Source organism: Stenotrophomonas sp. PI_27 (genome assembly GCF_027854495.1).
Taxonomy (GTDB): Bacteria; Pseudomonadota; Gammaproteobacteria; order Xanthomonadales; family Xanthomonadaceae; genus Stenotrophomonas; species Stenotrophomonas pavanii.
Genome location: NZ_JAJNOF010000007.1, coordinates 200,113 through 216,007 on the forward strand (window position 1 = coordinate 200,113; position 15,895 = coordinate 216,007).

Annotated in this window: 10 protein-coding genes; 8 read left to right on the top strand and 2 right to left on the bottom strand. The window is 67.8% G+C overall.

Features of this window, described 5'->3' with window-relative positions:
- Nucleotides 1–29 precede the first annotated feature (29 nt).
- From acnD to pbpC, 7 genes are all read left to right on the top strand, one after another.
- Entirely contained in the window at nucleotides 30–2,648 is a 2,619-nt protein-coding gene (gene acnD / locus LRM18_RS11665) for a Fe/S-dependent 2-methylisocitrate dehydratase AcnD (RefSeq protein ID WP_103282554.1), read from the top strand.
- Nucleotides 2,649–2,748: 100 nt separating this feature from the next.
- Nucleotides 2,749–3,006, top strand: coding sequence for a type II toxin-antitoxin system ParD family antitoxin (locus tag LRM18_RS11670; protein ID WP_019338677.1), 258 nt, complete (start codon nucleotides 2,749–2,751; stop codon nucleotides 3,004–3,006).
- The gene (locus LRM18_RS11675) at nucleotides 2,993–3,325 is read left to right on the top strand and encodes a type II toxin-antitoxin system RelE/ParE family toxin (RefSeq protein WP_057493471.1); all 333 of its coding nucleotides are present in this window, start codon (nucleotides 2,993–2,995) and stop codon (nucleotides 3,323–3,325) included. Before LRM18_RS11670 ends, LRM18_RS11675 begins: the two co-directional genes overlap by 14 nt.
- 23 nt (nucleotides 3,326–3,348) lie before the next feature.
- The gene (prpF, locus tag LRM18_RS11680) at nucleotides 3,349–4,527 is read left to right on the top strand and encodes a 2-methylaconitate cis-trans isomerase PrpF (RefSeq protein WP_103282556.1); all 1,179 of its coding nucleotides are present in this window, start codon (nucleotides 3,349–3,351) and stop codon (nucleotides 4,525–4,527) included.
- A 71-nt stretch (nucleotides 4,528–4,598) separates the two neighbouring features.
- Nucleotides 4,599–6,059, top strand: coding sequence for a bifunctional 2-methylcitrate dehydratase/aconitate hydratase (locus LRM18_RS11685; RefSeq protein WP_270954623.1), 1,461 nt, complete (start codon nucleotides 4,599–4,601; stop codon nucleotides 6,057–6,059).
- Nucleotides 6,060–6,213: 154 nt separating this feature from the next.
- Complete coding sequence (locus LRM18_RS11690; RefSeq protein ID WP_270954625.1) at nucleotides 6,214–11,121, top strand: alpha-2-macroglobulin; 4,908 nt, start codon at nucleotides 6,214–6,216, stop codon at nucleotides 11,119–11,121.
- Between the two features lie 49 nt (nucleotides 11,122–11,170).
- Nucleotides 11,171–13,552 (top strand): penicillin-binding protein 1C, encoded by a 2,382-nt coding sequence (pbpC, locus tag LRM18_RS11695; protein ID WP_270954627.1) that lies wholly within the window; start codon nucleotides 11,171–11,173, stop codon nucleotides 13,550–13,552.
- 77 nt (nucleotides 13,553–13,629) lie between these two features.
- Here the strand turns inward: pbpC and LRM18_RS11700 are convergent, their stop codons facing one another.
- Both LRM18_RS11700 and LRM18_RS11705 read right to left on the bottom strand, forming a co-directional pair.
- Nucleotides 13,630–14,205 carry a ferritin-like domain-containing protein gene (locus tag LRM18_RS11700; protein ID WP_049468795.1) on the bottom strand — a complete coding sequence of 192 codons (576 nt, stop codon included), beginning with the start codon at nucleotides 14,203–14,205 and terminating at the stop codon, nucleotides 13,630–13,632.
- A 28-nt stretch (nucleotides 14,206–14,233) separates the two neighbouring features.
- On the bottom strand, nucleotides 14,234–14,716 hold the full coding sequence (locus LRM18_RS11705) for a peroxiredoxin (RefSeq protein ID WP_057493466.1): 483 nt from the start codon (nucleotides 14,714–14,716) through the stop codon (nucleotides 14,234–14,236).
- A gap of 262 nt (nucleotides 14,717–14,978) precedes the next feature.
- Between LRM18_RS11705 and LRM18_RS11710 the strand changes: the two genes are divergently transcribed.
- Nucleotides 14,979–15,866, top strand: coding sequence for a DnaJ C-terminal domain-containing protein (locus tag LRM18_RS11710; protein ID WP_053461063.1), 888 nt, complete (start codon nucleotides 14,979–14,981; stop codon nucleotides 15,864–15,866).
- Nucleotides 15,867–15,895: the final 29 nt, after the last annotated feature.

The window sequence follows — 15,895 nt, forward strand, 5'->3', positions numbered from 1 at the left end:
CCGGCCCGCCCCAAGTACTCCGCCAGCCCATGAATACCGATTACCGCAAGAACCTCCCCGGCAGCGCGCTGGATTATTTCGACGCGCGCGCCGCGGTCGATGCGATCCAGCCCGGCGCCTACGCCACCCTGCCGTACACCTCGCGCGTGCTGGCCGAGAACCTGGTGCGCCGCTGCGATCCGGCCACGCTTGGCGATTCGCTGAAGCAGCTGATCGAGCGCCGTCGCGACCTCGACTTCCCGTGGTTCCCCGCACGCGTGGTGTGCCACGACATCCTCGGCCAGACCGCGCTGGTGGACCTGGCCGGCCTGCGTGATGCGATCGCCGACAAGGGCGGCGACCCGGCCAAGGTCAATCCGGTGGTGCCGGTGCAGTTGATCGTCGATCACTCGCTGGCGGTGGAGTGCGGTGGCTACGATCCGCAGGCGTTCGAGAAGAACCGCGCCATCGAGGATCGCCGCAACGAAGACCGTTTCCACTTCATCGACTGGACCAAGCAGGCGTTCCAGAACGTGGACGTGATTCCGCCGGGCAACGGCATCATGCACCAGATCAACCTGGAGAAGATGTCGCCGGTGATCTACGTGCAGGACGGCGTGGCCTTCCCGGATACCTGCGTGGGCACCGACAGCCACACCCCGCACGTGGACGCGCTGGGCGTGATCGCGATCGGTGTTGGCGGCCTGGAAGCGGAGAACGTGATGCTCGGCCGCGCGTCGTGGATGCGCCTGCCGGATATCGTCGGCGTCGAGCTGACGGGCAGGCCGCAGCCGGGCATCACCGCCACCGACGTGGTGCTGGCGCTGACCGAATTCCTGCGCAAGCAACGCGTGGTCGGTGCGTATCTTGAGTTCTTCGGCGAGGGAGCGTCGGCACTGACCATCGGTGACCGCGCCACCATCTCCAACATGTGCCCCGAATACGGCGCCACCGCCGCGATGTTCTATATCGATGGGCAGACCCTCGATTACCTGCGCTTGACCGGCCGCGAGGAGTCGCAGGTGGCGCTGGTCGAGAATTACGCGCGCACCACCGGCCTGTGGGCCGACGCGCTGGCCACCGCGCAGTACGAGCGCGTGCTGCGCTTCGACCTGTCCAGCGTGGTGCGCAACATGGCCGGCCCCTCGAATCCGCACAAGCGCGTGGCCACCGCCGAGCTGGCCGAGCGCGGCATCGCCGACGAAGCCAAGCTGGCAGCGGGCAAGGCCGAGCAGGCCCAGGGCCTGATGCCGGATGGCGCGGTGATCATCGCCGCCATCACCAGCTGCACCAACACTTCCAACCCGCGCAACGTGATCGCCGCCGGCCTGCTGGCACGCAAGGCCAATGAACGTGGCCTGCTGCGCAAGCCGTGGGTGAAGTCGTCGCTGGCGCCGGGCTCGAAGGCGGTGCAGCTGTACCTGGAGGAAGCCGGCCTGTTGCCCGACCTGGAGAAGCTCGGCTTCGGCATCGTGGCGTTCGCCTGCACCACCTGCAACGGCATGAGTGGCGCGCTGGATCCGGCGATCCAGCAGGAGATCATCGACCGTGACCTGTATTCCACGGCCGTGCTGTCGGGCAACCGTAATTTCGACGGCCGCATCCACCCGTATGCGAAGCAGGCCTTCCTGGCGTCGCCGCCGCTGGTGATCGCCTATGCCATCGCCGGCACCGTGCGTTTCGACATCGAGAAGGACGTGCTGGGCGTGGACGCCGACGGCAATGAGGTGCGCCTGAAGGACATCTGGCCGAGCGACGCCGAGATCGACGCAGTGGTGAAGACCGCGGTGAAGCCGGAGCAGTTCCGCAAGGTGTACAACCCGATGTTCAACGTGCGCGTGGAGCATGGTGCGGCGGTCAGCCCGCTGTACGACTGGCGCCCGCAGAGCACCTACATCCGCCGCCCGCCCTACTGGGAAGGCGCGCTGGCCGGGGAGCGCTCGCTGTCGGGCATGCGCGCGCTGGCAGTGCTGCCGGACAACATCACCACCGACCACCTGTCGCCGTCCAACGCGATCCTGGCATCCAGTGCGGCCGGTGAATACCTGGCGAAGATGGGCCTGCCGGAAGAGGACTTCAACTCCTACGCGACCCACCGTGGCGACCACCTGACCGCGCAGCGCGCCACCTTCGCCAACCCCAAGCTGTTCAACGAGATGGTGCGCAACGACGACGGCAGCGTGAAGCAGGGCTCGCTGGCGCGGGTGGAGCCGGAAGGCAAGGTGATGCGCATGTGGGAAGCGATCGAGACCTACATGGACCGCAAGCAGCCGCTGATCATCATCGCCGGTGCCGACTACGGCCAGGGCAGCTCGCGTGACTGGGCTGCCAAGGGCGTGCGCCTGGCCGGTGTGGAAGCGATCGTGGCCGAAGGCTTCGAACGCATCCACCGCACCAACCTGATCGGCATGGGCGTGCTGCCGCTGGAGTTCAAGCCGGGCACCACCCGCCTGACCCTGGGCATCGACGGTACCGAGACCTTCGACGTGATCGGCGAGCGCACCCCGCGCGCCGACCTGACCCTGGTCATCCACCGCCGCGACGGTCAGGACGTGATCGTGCCGGTCACTTGCCGCCTGGACAGCGACGAGGAAGTGGCGATCTACGAAGCCGGTGGCGTGCTGCAGCGCTTCGCCCAGGACTTCCTGGAAGGCGCCAGGGTGGCGTGATACCGGCCTGAATGCCTGCCCCCGGAGGCCGGGGGCGGGCTTGTCCGACACCCGGGCAGGGCGCACACTGACTTGGCAAAAACTGCCAATGGAGAGTCTCATGGCCACCATGAACATTTCGCTGACCGACCCGCTCAAGCAGTTCGTGGACGAGGAAGTGCGTGAAGGCGGCTACTCCAGTACGTCGGACTACGTGCGTGACCTGATCCGCCAGCGCCAGCGCAGCAAGGCGGAAGAGCTGCTCAAGCAGTTGATAGCCGAGGGGCTGGCTTCTGGGCCTGGCGTCCCGGTGACGGCCGACACATTCGAGCGCATGCGTCGCGAACTGACCGAAAGGATGGAGCGTGAAGGCGATTGAATGGCGGCCCAAGGCCGAAGCCGACGCAGCCGATGCCGCGCTGTGGTTCGCACGGCAGGGTGGGCTGGTACTGGGTCGGCGCTTTCTCGCCGAGTTGGAAGCCACGCTTCAGCGCATCGCGGTGTTTCCTGGCTCGGGTTCCACCCGGCACGCCGACCTCGCAGCACAGCTGCCGGTGCCGTTGCCGTTGCGCTTCATGCTGGTTCCGGGCTTCGAACGCTACCTCGTTTATTACCTCGATCGACCGGACCGTGTGGACATCATGCGTGTGTGGTGCGTTGATCGTGGTCTTGACGCGCTGACGCAAGACATTTCCTGAAATTCAAACGCGTGGATTCGACGATGACCTTCCTCCCGCAACTCCGTATTCCCGCCACCTACATGCGCGGTGGCACCAGCAAGGGCGTGTTCTTCCGCCTGCAGGACCTGCCCGAAGCCGCGCAGGTGCCGGGCGCCGCACGCGATGCGCTGCTGATGCGCGTGATCGGTTCGCCCGATCCGTATGGCAAGCAGACCGACGGCATGGGCGGTGCAACGTCCAGCACCAGCAAGTGCGTGATCATCTCCGCCGCTTCGGTGCCTGACCACGATGTCGACTACCTGTACGGCCAGGTCTCGATCGACACCGCCTTCGTCGACTGGAGCGGCAACTGCGGCAACCTCAGCACGGCAGTGGGGCCGTTCGCGATCGCCAACGGGCTGATCGATCCGGCCCGCGTGCCGCGTGATGGCCTGTGTACCGTGCGCATCTGGCAGGCCAACATCGGCAAGACCATCATCGCCCACGTGCCGATGCGCGACGGCGAAGTCCAGGAGATCGGCGATTTCGAGCTGGATGGCGTGACCTTCCCGGCCGCTGAGATCCAGCTGGAGTTCATCGATCCGTCCGATGACGGCGATGCGGGTGCCATGTTCCCGACCGGCAACCTGGTCGACACCCTGGACGTGCCGGGCGTGGGTCGTTTCGAGGTGACCATGATCACCGCCGGCATCCCGACCATCTTCCTCAATGCGGCCGACCTGGGCTACACCGGCACCGAGCTGCAGCCTGCAATCAACGAAGACAAGGCGGCGCTGCAGAAATTCGAGGCCATTCGTGCTTACGGCGCGCTGCGCATGGGCCTGATCCCGAAACTGGAAGACGCCGCGACCCGCCAGCACACGCCGAAGGTGGCCTTCGTGGCGCCGGCACAGGACTACGTGTCGTCCAGTGGCAAGGCCATCCCGGCCTCGGCCATCGACCTGCACGCGCGGGCGCTGTCGATGGGCAAGCTGCACCACGCGATGATGGGCACTGCCGCGGTTGCAATCGGTACCGCAGCGGCGATCCCGGGCACGCTGGTCAATCGCGCGGCCGGTGGTGGACAACGCGAAGCGGTGACCTTCGGCCATCCCTCCGGCACGTTGCGCGTGGGTGCGCAGGCCGGTCTCGTTGACGGCCAGTGGACAGTGACCAAGGCCATCATGAGCCGCAGCGCCCGCGTGCTGATGGAGGGCAAGGTGCGGGTGCCGGCCGAGTGATGCTCGGGTAACCGCCAACCGGGGTTGGCATGGTGCACGGGCAACCGTGCACTCCCACGAGGAGGGCCACGATGTCCGACAGCCACACCCGATCCAACGAGCGTGCAGCGTGGGATGCGCTGCTGGTGGACATCGTCGATTACGTACGCGACGCGCGCATCGACTCGCCGCTGGCGTTCCAGACCGCGCACCACTGCCTGCTCGACACGCTCGGCTGCGGCCTGGAAGCACTGTCCTTCCCGGCCTGCAGCAAGCTGCTCGGCCCCCTGGTGCCGGGCATCAGCGTGGTCAACGGTGCGCGCGTGCCGGGTACGCATTACGTGCTGGACCCCGTGCAGGCGGCTTTCAACCTTGGCGCGATGGTGCGCTGGCTGGATTTCAACGACACCTGGCTGGCCGCGGAATGGGGTCACCCCTCGGACAACCTGGGCGGCATCCTCGCCGTCTCCGACTGGCTGGGGCGCAACGCGCAGGCCCTGCGCCGCCCGGTGCCCACGGTGCACGACGTGCTGTTGGCGATGATCAAGGCGCACGAGATCCAGGGCGTGCTGGCCCTACAGAACTCCTTCAACCGCGTTGGGCTGGACCATGTGGTGCTGGTCAAGGTCGCCACCACCGCGGTGGTCGCGCAGTTGCTTGGGCTCGACCGCGAACACATGCTCAATGCACTGTCGCTGGCCTGGGTAGATGGCCAGGCGCTGCGCACCTACCGGCATGCGCCCAACACCGGCTCGCGCAAGAGCTGGGCGGCCGGCGATGCGACCAGTCGTGGCGTGCGACTGGCGCTGATGGCGGCCAGCGGCGAGATGGGTTACCCCAGCGTGCTGAGTGCGCCGACCTGGGGCTTTGAAGCGGTATCGATGCACGGCAGGGCCCTGACGCTGGGGCGACCGCTGGGCAGCTATGTGATGGAGAACGTGCTGTTCAAGATCAGCTACCCGGCCGAGTTCCACGGCCAGACGGCGGTGGAGGCGGCGATCACGCTGCACCAGCAGCTGCGCGCGATGGGGCGACGGGTCGAGGACATCGCGCATATCGCCATCCGGACCCAGGAAGCCTGCATCCGCATCATCGACAAGCAGGGACCGCTGCATAATCCGGCCGACCGCGACCACTGCGTGCAGTACATGGTCGCCATCGCACTGCTGCACGGGCGGCTTGTGGCCGAGGACTACGAGGATGACGTCGCGGCCGACCCGCGCATCGACGCGCTGCGCGCAAAGATGGCCTGCCATGAGGACCCGCAGCTCAGCGCCGATTACCTGGACCCGGGCAAGCGCAGCATCGCCAACGGCCTGACAGTGCGCTTCATCGATGGCACCGCATTGCCGGAGGTGCTGGTGGAATACCCGCTCGGCCACGCGCGTCGCCGCCAGGAGGGAATCCCGCTGCTGATGGACAAGTTCCGCCGGCATCTGGCCCATCGCTTCCCGACCGTCCAGCAACAGCGCATCCTGGCCGCATCGCTGGACCCGGTGGCCCTGGCGGCAATGCCGGTGCCCGACTACGTGGACCTGTACCTGCCGGGGTAGGGCGATCGGTAGTGCCGGCCGCTGGCCGGCAATTCCATCCAACCTGCCATGCCGGCCAGCGCCGGCACTGCCCGCACCGGGGCGATTGCCGAATTCGCGTCAACACCTTGACGTGGCCTGCCTATAATGGCCGCCTCGATCAAGGAGTGACGACATGAGCGGTCCGGCACGGCGGAAGCGGTGGGGATGGGCGGCGGCTGTACTGGCAGGAGGCCTGTTGCTGGGCCTGGCCGGCTGTCGCAATGACAGCGGGCAGCTGCCCAAGGCCAGTGGCGAGGCCATCACCACCAAGGCCGAGCAGGTGAAGGAGTTCACCCTGCTGCGCGCCTACCCGGACCAGAAGAATGACGGCCTGTCGCTGGCGCTGGAGTTCTCGCGTCCGCTGGTCGGCACCCAGGATTTCGACAAACTGGTGCGCTTTGAAGAGAAGGTCGGCACCGAGGACAGCAGCTGGACGCTGTCCGATGACGGCCTGACCCTGCGTTACCCGTTCGTCGAGGCCGGCAAGGAGTTCAGCCTGGTGGTCTCGCCGGACCTGCTGGCCGCCGATGGCAGCCGCCTGGGCAAGGAACTGAAGCAGAAGGTGTTCAGCGGCGAGCTGAAGCCGGTGGTGGGTTTCGCCTCGCAGGGCAGCGTGCTGCCGGCCAAGGACAGCCGCGGCCTGCCGGTGGTCTCGGTGAACGTGCCGGAAGTCGACGTCGAATTCCTGCGCGTGCGCGAGAAGGACCTGCCGACCTTCTTCAGCCAGTACCAGCGCGGCGGCCGCCGTGGCAGCTGGGAACTGAGCAGCGACTACGAGCGCAGCCCGATCAACAAGCTGGCCGAGCCGGTCTACGTCAACCGCTTCATCCTGGGCGGCAAGAAGAACGAGCGGGTGCTGACCTACCTGCCGACCCAGGACATCAAGGAACTGCAGGAGCCGGGCCTGTACTTCGCCCTGCTCAAGCGCACCGGTGACTACGAAGGCGAGTTCGATACCGCGTTCTTCTCGGTCAGCGACATCGGCCTGCATACCCGTGCCTACAAGGACAAGCTGTTCGTGCACACCGCCGGCCTGAAGGACGGCGCGCCGCTGAAGGGCATCGACCTGCGCGTGCTCGACGCCAAGGGCGAGGTGGTGCTGAAGGGCAGCACCGACGGCAATGGCAATGCGCTGCTGAACTACACCCTGGATGCCACCCACGTGCTGGTCGCCAGCAGCGGCAAGGACACCAGCTTCCTGCCGTTCAACCAGCCGGCGCTGGACCTGAGTGAGTTCGCCGTGGCCGGTCGTGACAACGCCTGGTTCGACGTCTACGCCTGGTCCGGCCGCGACCTGTACCGCCCGGGCGAGACCGTGCGCCTGTCCGCGCTGCTGCGCGACAACGACGGCAAGCCGGTCAAGGCGCAGCCGGTGTTCCTGCGCCTGAAACAGCCCGACGGCAAGACCTTCCGTGAGACCCGCCTGCAGCCGGGCGAGCAGGGCTACATCAGTTTCGAGCAGGTCATCCCGGCCGAGGCGCCGACCGGGCGCTGGCAGGTCGAGTTCCGCACCGACCCGGCCAGCAAGGAAGCGATCCAGGGCATGACCCTGCGCATCGAGGAGTTCCTGCCCGAGCGCATGAAGCTGGACCTGGACAGCGCGCAGAAGACGCTGAAGCCGGGCGAGGACCTGCGCCTGCAGGCCAACGGCGCCTATCTGTACGGTGCGCCGGCCGACGGCAACCGCTTTACCGCGCGCATGGCGGTGGCCGCCGAACAGCAGCCGGTGGAGGGCCTGCCGGGCTATTTCTTCGGTGACCCGACCCTGCAGCTGCCGCGCGAGGCCAAGGACGTGATCGATACCACGCTGCCGGCCAACGGCCAGCTGCGTGAGGACGTGGCGTTGCCGGAAGAAGCGGCCAAGGCCAAGGCGCCGATCGCCGTGGTGCTGTCCGGCAGCCTGTATGAAACCGGCGGGCGCACGGTCACCCGTACCCTGAAGCGGGTGATGTGGCCGGCCAACGCGCTGGTCGGCGTGCGGCCGCTGTTCAACCCCGACGATGGTGCTGATTCCAACGGCAACGCACGCTTCGAACTGATGCGCGTGGATGCCGCCGGCACACCGCAGCCAGCCAAGGGCCTGAAGATCACCCTGGTGCGGGAACTGCGCGACTACCACTGGACCTTCAACGACAACCGCTGGGATTACGATTTCACCCGCCGTTTCGAGAACAAGGAAACCCGTACCGTCGATGCCGGCAGCAGTGCGGTCGCCTTCGATTTCCCGGTGGAGTGGGGCGAGTACCGGGTGGACGTGTTCGATCCGTCCACCGGCCTGACCAGCCGCTACCCGTTCCGCGCCGGCTGGAGCTGGGGCGATGACAACCGTGGCCTGGACGCGCGCCCGGACAAGATCAAGCTGGGCCTGGACAAGACCGGCTATAAGGCCGGGGACACCCTGGAAGTGACGGTGACCCCGCCGCACGCCGGCAAGGGCATCCTGATGGTCGAGACCGACCGCATGCTGTACGTGCAGGACATCGACGCCAAGCCGGGTTCGACCTTCAAGATCCCGGTCACCGCCGACTGGGAGCGGCACGACGTCTACATCACCGCGCTGGTGTTCCGTGGCGGCAGTGCGCCGAGCAAGATCACCCCGGCCCGTGCCGTGGGCGTGGTGCACGTGCCGATGGACCGCAAGGGCCGCACCGTGGCCGTCGGCCTGGTCGCGCCCAAGCAGATGCGCCCGGAGCAGGACCTGCCGGTGACGGTCAGCGCGCCGCAGCTGGCCGGCAAGACGGCGCATGTCACCGTCTCGGCGGTGGACGTGGGCATCCTCAACATCACCCGCTTCCCGGTGCCCGATGCCGGCGCGCACTTCTTCGCCCAGCGCCGTCTCGGCATCGACGCCTATGACATCTACAGCCGGGTGATCGAGAGCTTCGACGGCGGCAGTGGCAAGCTCAAGTTCGGCGGCGACATGGCCTTGCAGGCGCTGCCGCAGGCCAAGCGCCCGACCGCGCGCGTACAGACCGTGGACCTGTTCTCCGGCCCAGTGCAGCTGGATGCCAAGGGCAATGCCCGCATCCGCCTGAAGGTGCCGGACTTCAACGGCACCCTGCGCGTGTCGGCACTGGTCTACAGCGATGACCAGTACGGCAAGCGTGACGTGGAGACCGTGGTGCGCGCGCCGATCCTGGCCGAGGCCAGCATGCCGCGGGTGCTCGCCCCGGGTGACCGCAGCACCGTGACCCTGGATGTGCAGAACTTCACCGGCAAGCCGGGCCAGTTCAACGTGAAGGTGGATACCGAAGGTCCGCTGAACCTGGGCGAGGGCAGCCGCAGCGTGCAGTTGAATGCCGATGCCAAGACCACGCTGAGCTTCCCGCTGTCGGCACGCGAGGGCCACAGCGTGGCCAAGGTGCGGGTGCGGGTGGACGGCAACGGCTTCAAGGCCGATCGCCGTTATGACCTGCCGGTGCGTGCGGCCTGGCCGCAGGTGCTGCGTTCGCAGGTGCGTACGCTGGATCCGCTGGCCGCGGTCAGCCTCGACAACAGCCTGACCGATGGCCTGATGGCCGAATCGGTGAATGCGCGCCTGCTGGTCAGCCCGCTGCCACCGATCCCGTTCGCCAGTGCGCTGCAGGGCGCGCTGAACTATCCGTATGGCTGTGCCGAGCAGACCACCAGCAAGGGCTATGCCGCGCTGATCCTGGACCAGGCCACCTCGTCGATGCTCGGCGCCGACGGGCTGGATGCCAAGACCCGCCGCGAGCGCATGGAGGGTGCGTTCGGTCGCCTGGCGTCGATGCAGGTGGCCAATGGCAACTTCTCGATGTGGGGTGACGACGGCTACGTGAACCCGTGGCTGACCCCGTACATCACCGAGTTCCTGCTCGACGCCAAGGATGCCGGTTTCGCGGTGCCCGACAACGTGCTGCAGAAGGCGCTGAACCGGCTCAGCGAGGATCTGCTGTCCGGTGGCAACCAGTTCTATGGCCAGGACGACCGAGAGAAGCTGAAGTTCGCCAACCAGGCGTATTCGGGCTACGTGCTGGCCCGGGTCAACCGTGCGCCGCTGGGTACCCTGCGCACGCTGTACGACAACGAGCGCAGCAAGGCGGTCGGCGGCCTGTCGCTGGTCCACCTGGGCGTGGCGCTGTCGCTGCAGGGTGATGCCAAGCGTGGCCAGGCCGCGCTGGCGGCGGCCTTTGCCAAGTCCAGCAGCGAGCGGCCGTCGTACTTCGGCGACTATGGCAGCGCCATCCGCGATGACGCGCTGATGATCGCGCTGACCCACGAGAACAAGCTGGCCAAGCCGGCCTGGGATGCGCGTGCGGTCGATCTCGGCCGTGGCCTGGATGCGCGCCGCAACGCCGGCTGGATGTGGCTGAGCACGCAGGAACAGGTGGCGATTGCACGTCTCGGCAAGGCGCTCGCTGCCAACCAGAAGGCGCTGGTGGCCGGTGAACTGGTGATCGGTGGCAACACCGAAGCCATCGGCGAGCGCAAGCTGTTCGGCCGCAACTTCAGCGCCAGCGAACTGGCCAGCGGCGTGCGCTTCACCCCACAGGGCCAGCCGCCGATGTTCGCCAGCATCGATGTGGCCGGCATTCCGCGCAGCGCACCCGCACCGGACAACAGCGTGCTTGGCGTCGAGCGCAGCTACTACGGCACCGATGGCAAGCCGTGGTCGCCGCGGCCGCTGAAGGAAGGCGAAGCGCTGATCGTGCGCGTCACGGTGACTGCGGACACCACGATGCCCGATGCGCTGCTGACCGACCTGCTGCCGGCGGGCCTGGAAATCGAGAACTTCAACCTGGGCGACGCCAAGCAGTGGGCCGACGTGGTGGTCGATGGCATTACCATCAGCGACCGTGGTGAGGCCGCCGACACCAAGCACGAGGAGTTCCGCGATGACCGCTATGTGGCCGCGCTGAAGCTCTCGCGTGGCAGCAAGGCCAACGTGTTCTACCTGGTACGCGCGGTGACGCCGGGAACCTACTCGGTGCCGCCGCCGCTGGTGGAGGACATGTACCGGCCGCAGCTGCGTGGGGTGGGCCGCAGCAACCCGACTACGATCACGGTGGTACAGCCGTGACCGCGCGGACGGGCCGCGACGGCGCGGCCCGTCCTGCTGGCAACCTGCAATGAAGAACACGATGACGACCCGGCTGGCGGCGCTGCGCTGCCGGTTGCGGCCGCTGTGGCCATGGCTGCGCTGGGGCACGGCCGCCACGCTGGCGCTGCTGCTGGTGCTGGATTTCGCCTTCCCACCGCCGCTGCCGAAACAGCGCGATACCAGCACCCTGGTGGTGGCTGCCGACGGCACGCCACTGCGTGCGTTCGCCGATGCCGAGGGCGTGTGGCGCTATCCGGCCTCGATCGACAGCGTTTCGCCGCTGTACCTGCAGGCGTTGCTGACCTACGAAGACCGCTGGTTCTGGCGCCATCCGGGCATCAACCCGGTGGCGATCGTGCGTGCCGGCGGCCAGCTGCTGCGTGGGGGCCGCATCGTTTCCGGTGGCTCGACCCTGACCATGCAGGTGGCACGCATCCTCGACCCGCACTCACGCACGCCGTGGGGCAAGCTCAAGCAGATGCTGCGCGCGTTGCAGCTGGAAGTGCACCTGAGCAAGCCGCAGATCCTGGCCCTGTATCTGGAGCGCGCGCCCTACGGCGGCACCATCGAGGGTGTGGAGGCCGCCAGCTGGGCCTACCTGGGCAAGCCGGCGGCGCAGCTGTCACATGCCGAGGCCGCGTTGCTGGCAGTGCTGCCGCAGGCGCCGAGCCGGCTGCGTCCGGACCGCCATCCGGAAGCAGCGCAGAAGGCGCGCGACAAGGTGCTGTCCCGCATGGCCGAACTGGGCGCGTGGACGGCGGAAGACGTGGAAGATGCGCGCATCGAGAACGTGGTCGCACGCTCGCTGCGGCCGCCGCTGCATGCCGCGTTGCTGGCACAGCGCCTGCACTCGGCCCATCCAGGCCAGGCACGCATCCAGAGCAGCATCGACGTCGGCTTGCAGCGCACGCTGGAAGAGCGCGTGGCCAGCTATTTCTCGACGCTGCCCGAGCGGACCTCGGCGGCCCTGCTGGTGGTCGACAACCAGACCCTGCAGGCGCGTGCCTATGTCGGCACGCTGGCGTTCGGTGACCGCCAGCGGCTGGGCCACGTGGACATGGTGCAGGCCTGGCGGTCGCCGGGCTCGACGCTCAAGCCGTTCCTGTATGCCATGGCGCTGGACGATGGCCTGATCCATTCGGAAAGCCTGCTGGTCGACGCGCCGCAGAGTTTCGGCAGCTATCGCCCCGGCAACTTCGACATGGCCTTCAATGGGCCGATCGGCGCGTCCAGCGCGTTGCGGTTATCACTGAACGTGCCCTCGGTGGACCTGCTGCAGCGGGTCGGCGCCGCGCGCTTCGCCGCACGCCTGTCGCACGCGGGCATCCAGCTGCGCTTCCCGCCCGGCAGTACGCCCAATCTGTCGCTGATCCTGGGCGGAACCGGCGCACGCCTGGAAGACCTGGTCGGCGCGTTCGCCGCGCTCAACCGCAACGGCATTGCCGGCCGCGTGCGTTACACCGACGACGAGCCGATGATCGAGCGGCGCCTGGCCTCGCCGGGTGCCAGCTGGATCGTGCGCGAGATGCTGGAATCGAACCCGCGCCCGGGATACAGCGCAGGGACGTTCGATGTTGGAGGCCGCCCGCGCGTGGCCTGGAAGACCGGTACCAGCTATGGCTATCGCGATGCGTGGGCGATCGGCAGTACCCGCCATTACACCGTGGGCGTGTGGGTGGGCCGGCCGGACGGCACACCCTTGCCGGGCCAGTACGGCGCGGTCACCGCGCTGCCGCTGATGTTCGAAGTGGTGGACAGCCTGCCGCGCCAGCGGGGTGACTCGGCGGCCGCGCCGATGCCGGCCAGCGTCAGCCAGGAGGATGTCTGCTGGCCCACCGGCGAACGTGCCGAGGGCCTGCCGGCGGCACTCTGCCAGCGGCGGATGTCGGCCTATCTGCTGGAAGGCGCAGCACCGCCGACCTTCCCCGAGCGCGAGGCGCGGCGGTGGCAACCGGGCCGACAGCGCTACCTGGCCGATGCGCGGACCGGCCTGCGCGTGTCCGCTGACTGCCGTCTTCCGCATGAGGAAGTGGCGCGCGAGATTGCACGCTGGCCGGCGCTGCTCTCGCCGTGGTTGTCCAGGGCCACGCGCGAGGCGTCACAGCTGCCGGCGCTGTCACCGGACTGCCGCGACGACGGCCGCGAGGCCAGCGTGGCGCTGCACGTGGACGGGCTCAATGACGGCGCGACGCTGGCGCGCGCGCCGAATGCCGAACACGGGGTGCGCCTGCAGCTGCGCGCGCTGGGCAGCGAGCAGGCCGTGGACTGGTTGCTGGATGGCCGCTGGATCGCGCAGACCCACGGCGCACAGTTGATGCAGCGCGAGTTCGCCGAGCCGGGCGCACATACCCTGACTGCGCTGGCGGCCGACGGCGCGTGGACGCAGGTCAGGTTCAACGTCCTCCGGTAGGTGCCGGCCCTGATCGGGGCCGGCCACGCCGTTGTTCAGCCGGGCATGGGCTCGGCTCTACAGGGAGCGCCGCGCCGCTATTCCCCGATCCACCCTTCCAGCAGGTCGGCGAACTCGTCGGCGTGTTCTTCCTCCTGCGCCAGGATCTCTTCAAGGATGCGCTTGGTGGTGGTATCGCGGTCGCCGATGAAGTTGATCATCTCGCGGTAGCTGTCGATGGCGATCCGCTCGGCGACCAGGTTCTCGCGCACCATGTCGCGCAGGTCGCTGCCTTCCTTGTACTCGGCGTGCGAGCGCGCGGTCAGCGTGTCCGGGTTGAAGTCCGGCTCGCCGCCAAGCTGCACGATGCGCTCGGCCAGCTTGCCGGCGTGCGCCTGCTCCTGCTGCGCATGCTCCAGGAACTCGGCCTTGACCGCGTCGGCCAGCATGCCCTTGGCCATGAAATAGTGCCGGTAGTAGCGGAGCACGCACACGTACTCGGTGGCCAGGGCATCGTTGAGCAGCTTGATCACGACCTTGCGGTCGGCGCTGTAGCTGTCGGTGATTGCGCCGTCTTCGATGTTGTGCCGGGCACGCTCGCGCAGGGTCTGGCGGTCACTGATGCCGGGAATCCCGGCGGCGGGCTTGCTGGCTTTGGCTGGCTTGCTGGACATGGCTGGCCGTTTCCTTTTGCAATGGGGGTCAGGTGGGCAGGTGTTCAAGTACGTATTCGGCGGATGACACCTCGAACTGGCCGGGCTGTTCGATCCAGGCGGCGCGCACCACGCCATCGACCACGTACAGCGCGAAGCGCCGCGAGCGGATGCCCATGCCCGAGGCGCTGGCATCGAGCTCCAGGCCCAATGCGCGGGTCAGCTCGGCATTGCCGTCGGACAGCATCAGCAGGCCGTCGGGCACCTTCTGGTCGGCTGCCCAGGCTTTCATCACGAACGGGTCGTTGACCGCCATGCAGTAGACATCGATGCCGCGCTGGCGGAAGGCCTCGAATTTTTCGACGTAGCCGGGCAGGTGGCGGGCCGAGCAGGTGGGCGTGAACGCGCCGGGCACCGCAAACAGCACGACCTTGCGGGCGTCGAACAGCGAATGCGTATCAAGCGTTTCGATGCCCTCGCGGATGCGCTTGAGGGTCACTTCCGGAATGCGGTCGCCGACATGGATGGTCATGGTGAACTCCTTGCTGGGGGCAGGCTAGTGGGCCGGATGGGACAGGGGCGTCAAGACATTGGAAACCCGGTGTGCAGGCCCCATCTTCAGGCCTCGTGGCGGGGGCTTCCAGCCCTAGCGTGGTGCATCGGCAGGGCAGCGGCATTGCGCAGGATCAGTCGGCCTCACCGGGGCCGCACGAGGGGCGGCGTAGCATCGCCGGCGCGTAGAATGAACCCGGGGCGGCGCCACCGGCGCGGCCGAAGCGAATCGAGGTAGCTGGATGGAATTCAAGGATTACTACGCCACCCTGGGGGTGGAACCGAGCGCGGGCGAGGCGGAGATCAAGACCGCCTACCGCCGGCTGGCACGCAAGTACCACCCGGACGTCAGCAAGGAGGCCGGGGCCGAGGACAAGTTCAAGGCGGTCAACGAAGCCTATGAGGCACTGCGCGATCCGGAAAAGCGCGCGGCCTACGACCAGCTGCGCGCACAGGGCTATCGCCCGGGCGAGGAGTTCAACGTGCCGCCGAACTACGGCGGTGCCGGAGGCTTCAATTTCGAGGAAGTGTTCGGTGGCGGTGGCGCCAACGGCGGCTTCAGCGACTTCTTCGAAAGCCTGTTCGCGCGCCAGCGCGGCGGTGCCGGCCCGGGCCCGGGCTTCAGCAGCCAGGGCCACGCGCCCAACCGCGACACCCGCGCCAAGCTGTCGGTGCCGCTGGAAGCGGCCTACAGCGGCGACAGCCTGCGCATCACCGTCAACGGCAAGCAGCTGGACGTGCGCGTGCCCAAGGGCATCCGCCCGGGCCAGGTGATCCGCCTGGCCGGGCAGGGCAACCATGGCGGCAACCTTCTGCTGGAGGTGGAGTACGCCGCGCACCCGCAGTTCGAAGTCGATGGCCGCAACATCCTCTATACGCTGCCGCTCACGCCGTGGCAGGCCGCGCTGGGCACCAGCATCAGCGTGCCGACCCTGGGCGGCGCGGTGGAACTGAAGATCCCGGCCGATTCGGATGCCGGCCGCAAGCTGCGCCTGCGCGGGCGTGGCCTGCCGGGCAACCCGGAGGGCGACCAGATCGTCGAAATCGAGATCGTGGCGCCGGCGGCGACCGACGAGGCGCAGAAGAAGGCCTACCGCAATCTGGCCAAGGCCTTCGGCGAGGCCATTTGAAGGTAGTGCCGGCCGCTGGCCGGCAACTT

Coding starts and splice junctions, on each gene's coding strand:
- acnD (WP_103282554.1), top strand. CDS start 30: ATGAATACCGATTACCGCAAGAACCTCCCCGGCAGCGCGCTGGATTAT.
- LRM18_RS11670 (WP_019338677.1), top strand. CDS start 2,749: ATGGCCACCATGAACATTTCGCTGACCGACCCGCTCAAGCAGTTCGTG.
- prpF (WP_103282556.1), top strand. CDS start 3,349: ATGACCTTCCTCCCGCAACTCCGTATTCCCGCCACCTACATGCGCGGT.
- LRM18_RS11685 (WP_270954623.1), top strand. CDS start 4,599: ATGTCCGACAGCCACACCCGATCCAACGAGCGTGCAGCGTGGGATGCG.
- LRM18_RS11690 (WP_270954625.1), top strand. CDS start 6,214: ATGAGCGGTCCGGCACGGCGGAAGCGGTGGGGATGGGCGGCGGCTGTA.
- pbpC (WP_270954627.1), top strand. CDS start 11,171: ATGAAGAACACGATGACGACCCGGCTGGCGGCGCTGCGCTGCCGGTTG.
- LRM18_RS11700 (WP_049468795.1), bottom strand. CDS start 14,205: ATGTCCAGCAAGCCAGCCAAAGCCAGCAAGCCCGCCGCCGGGATTCCC.
- LRM18_RS11705 (WP_057493466.1), bottom strand. CDS start 14,716: ATGACCATCCATGTCGGCGACCGCATTCCGGAAGTGACCCTCAAGCGC.
- LRM18_RS11710 (WP_053461063.1), top strand. CDS start 14,979: ATGGAATTCAAGGATTACTACGCCACCCTGGGGGTGGAACCGAGCGCG.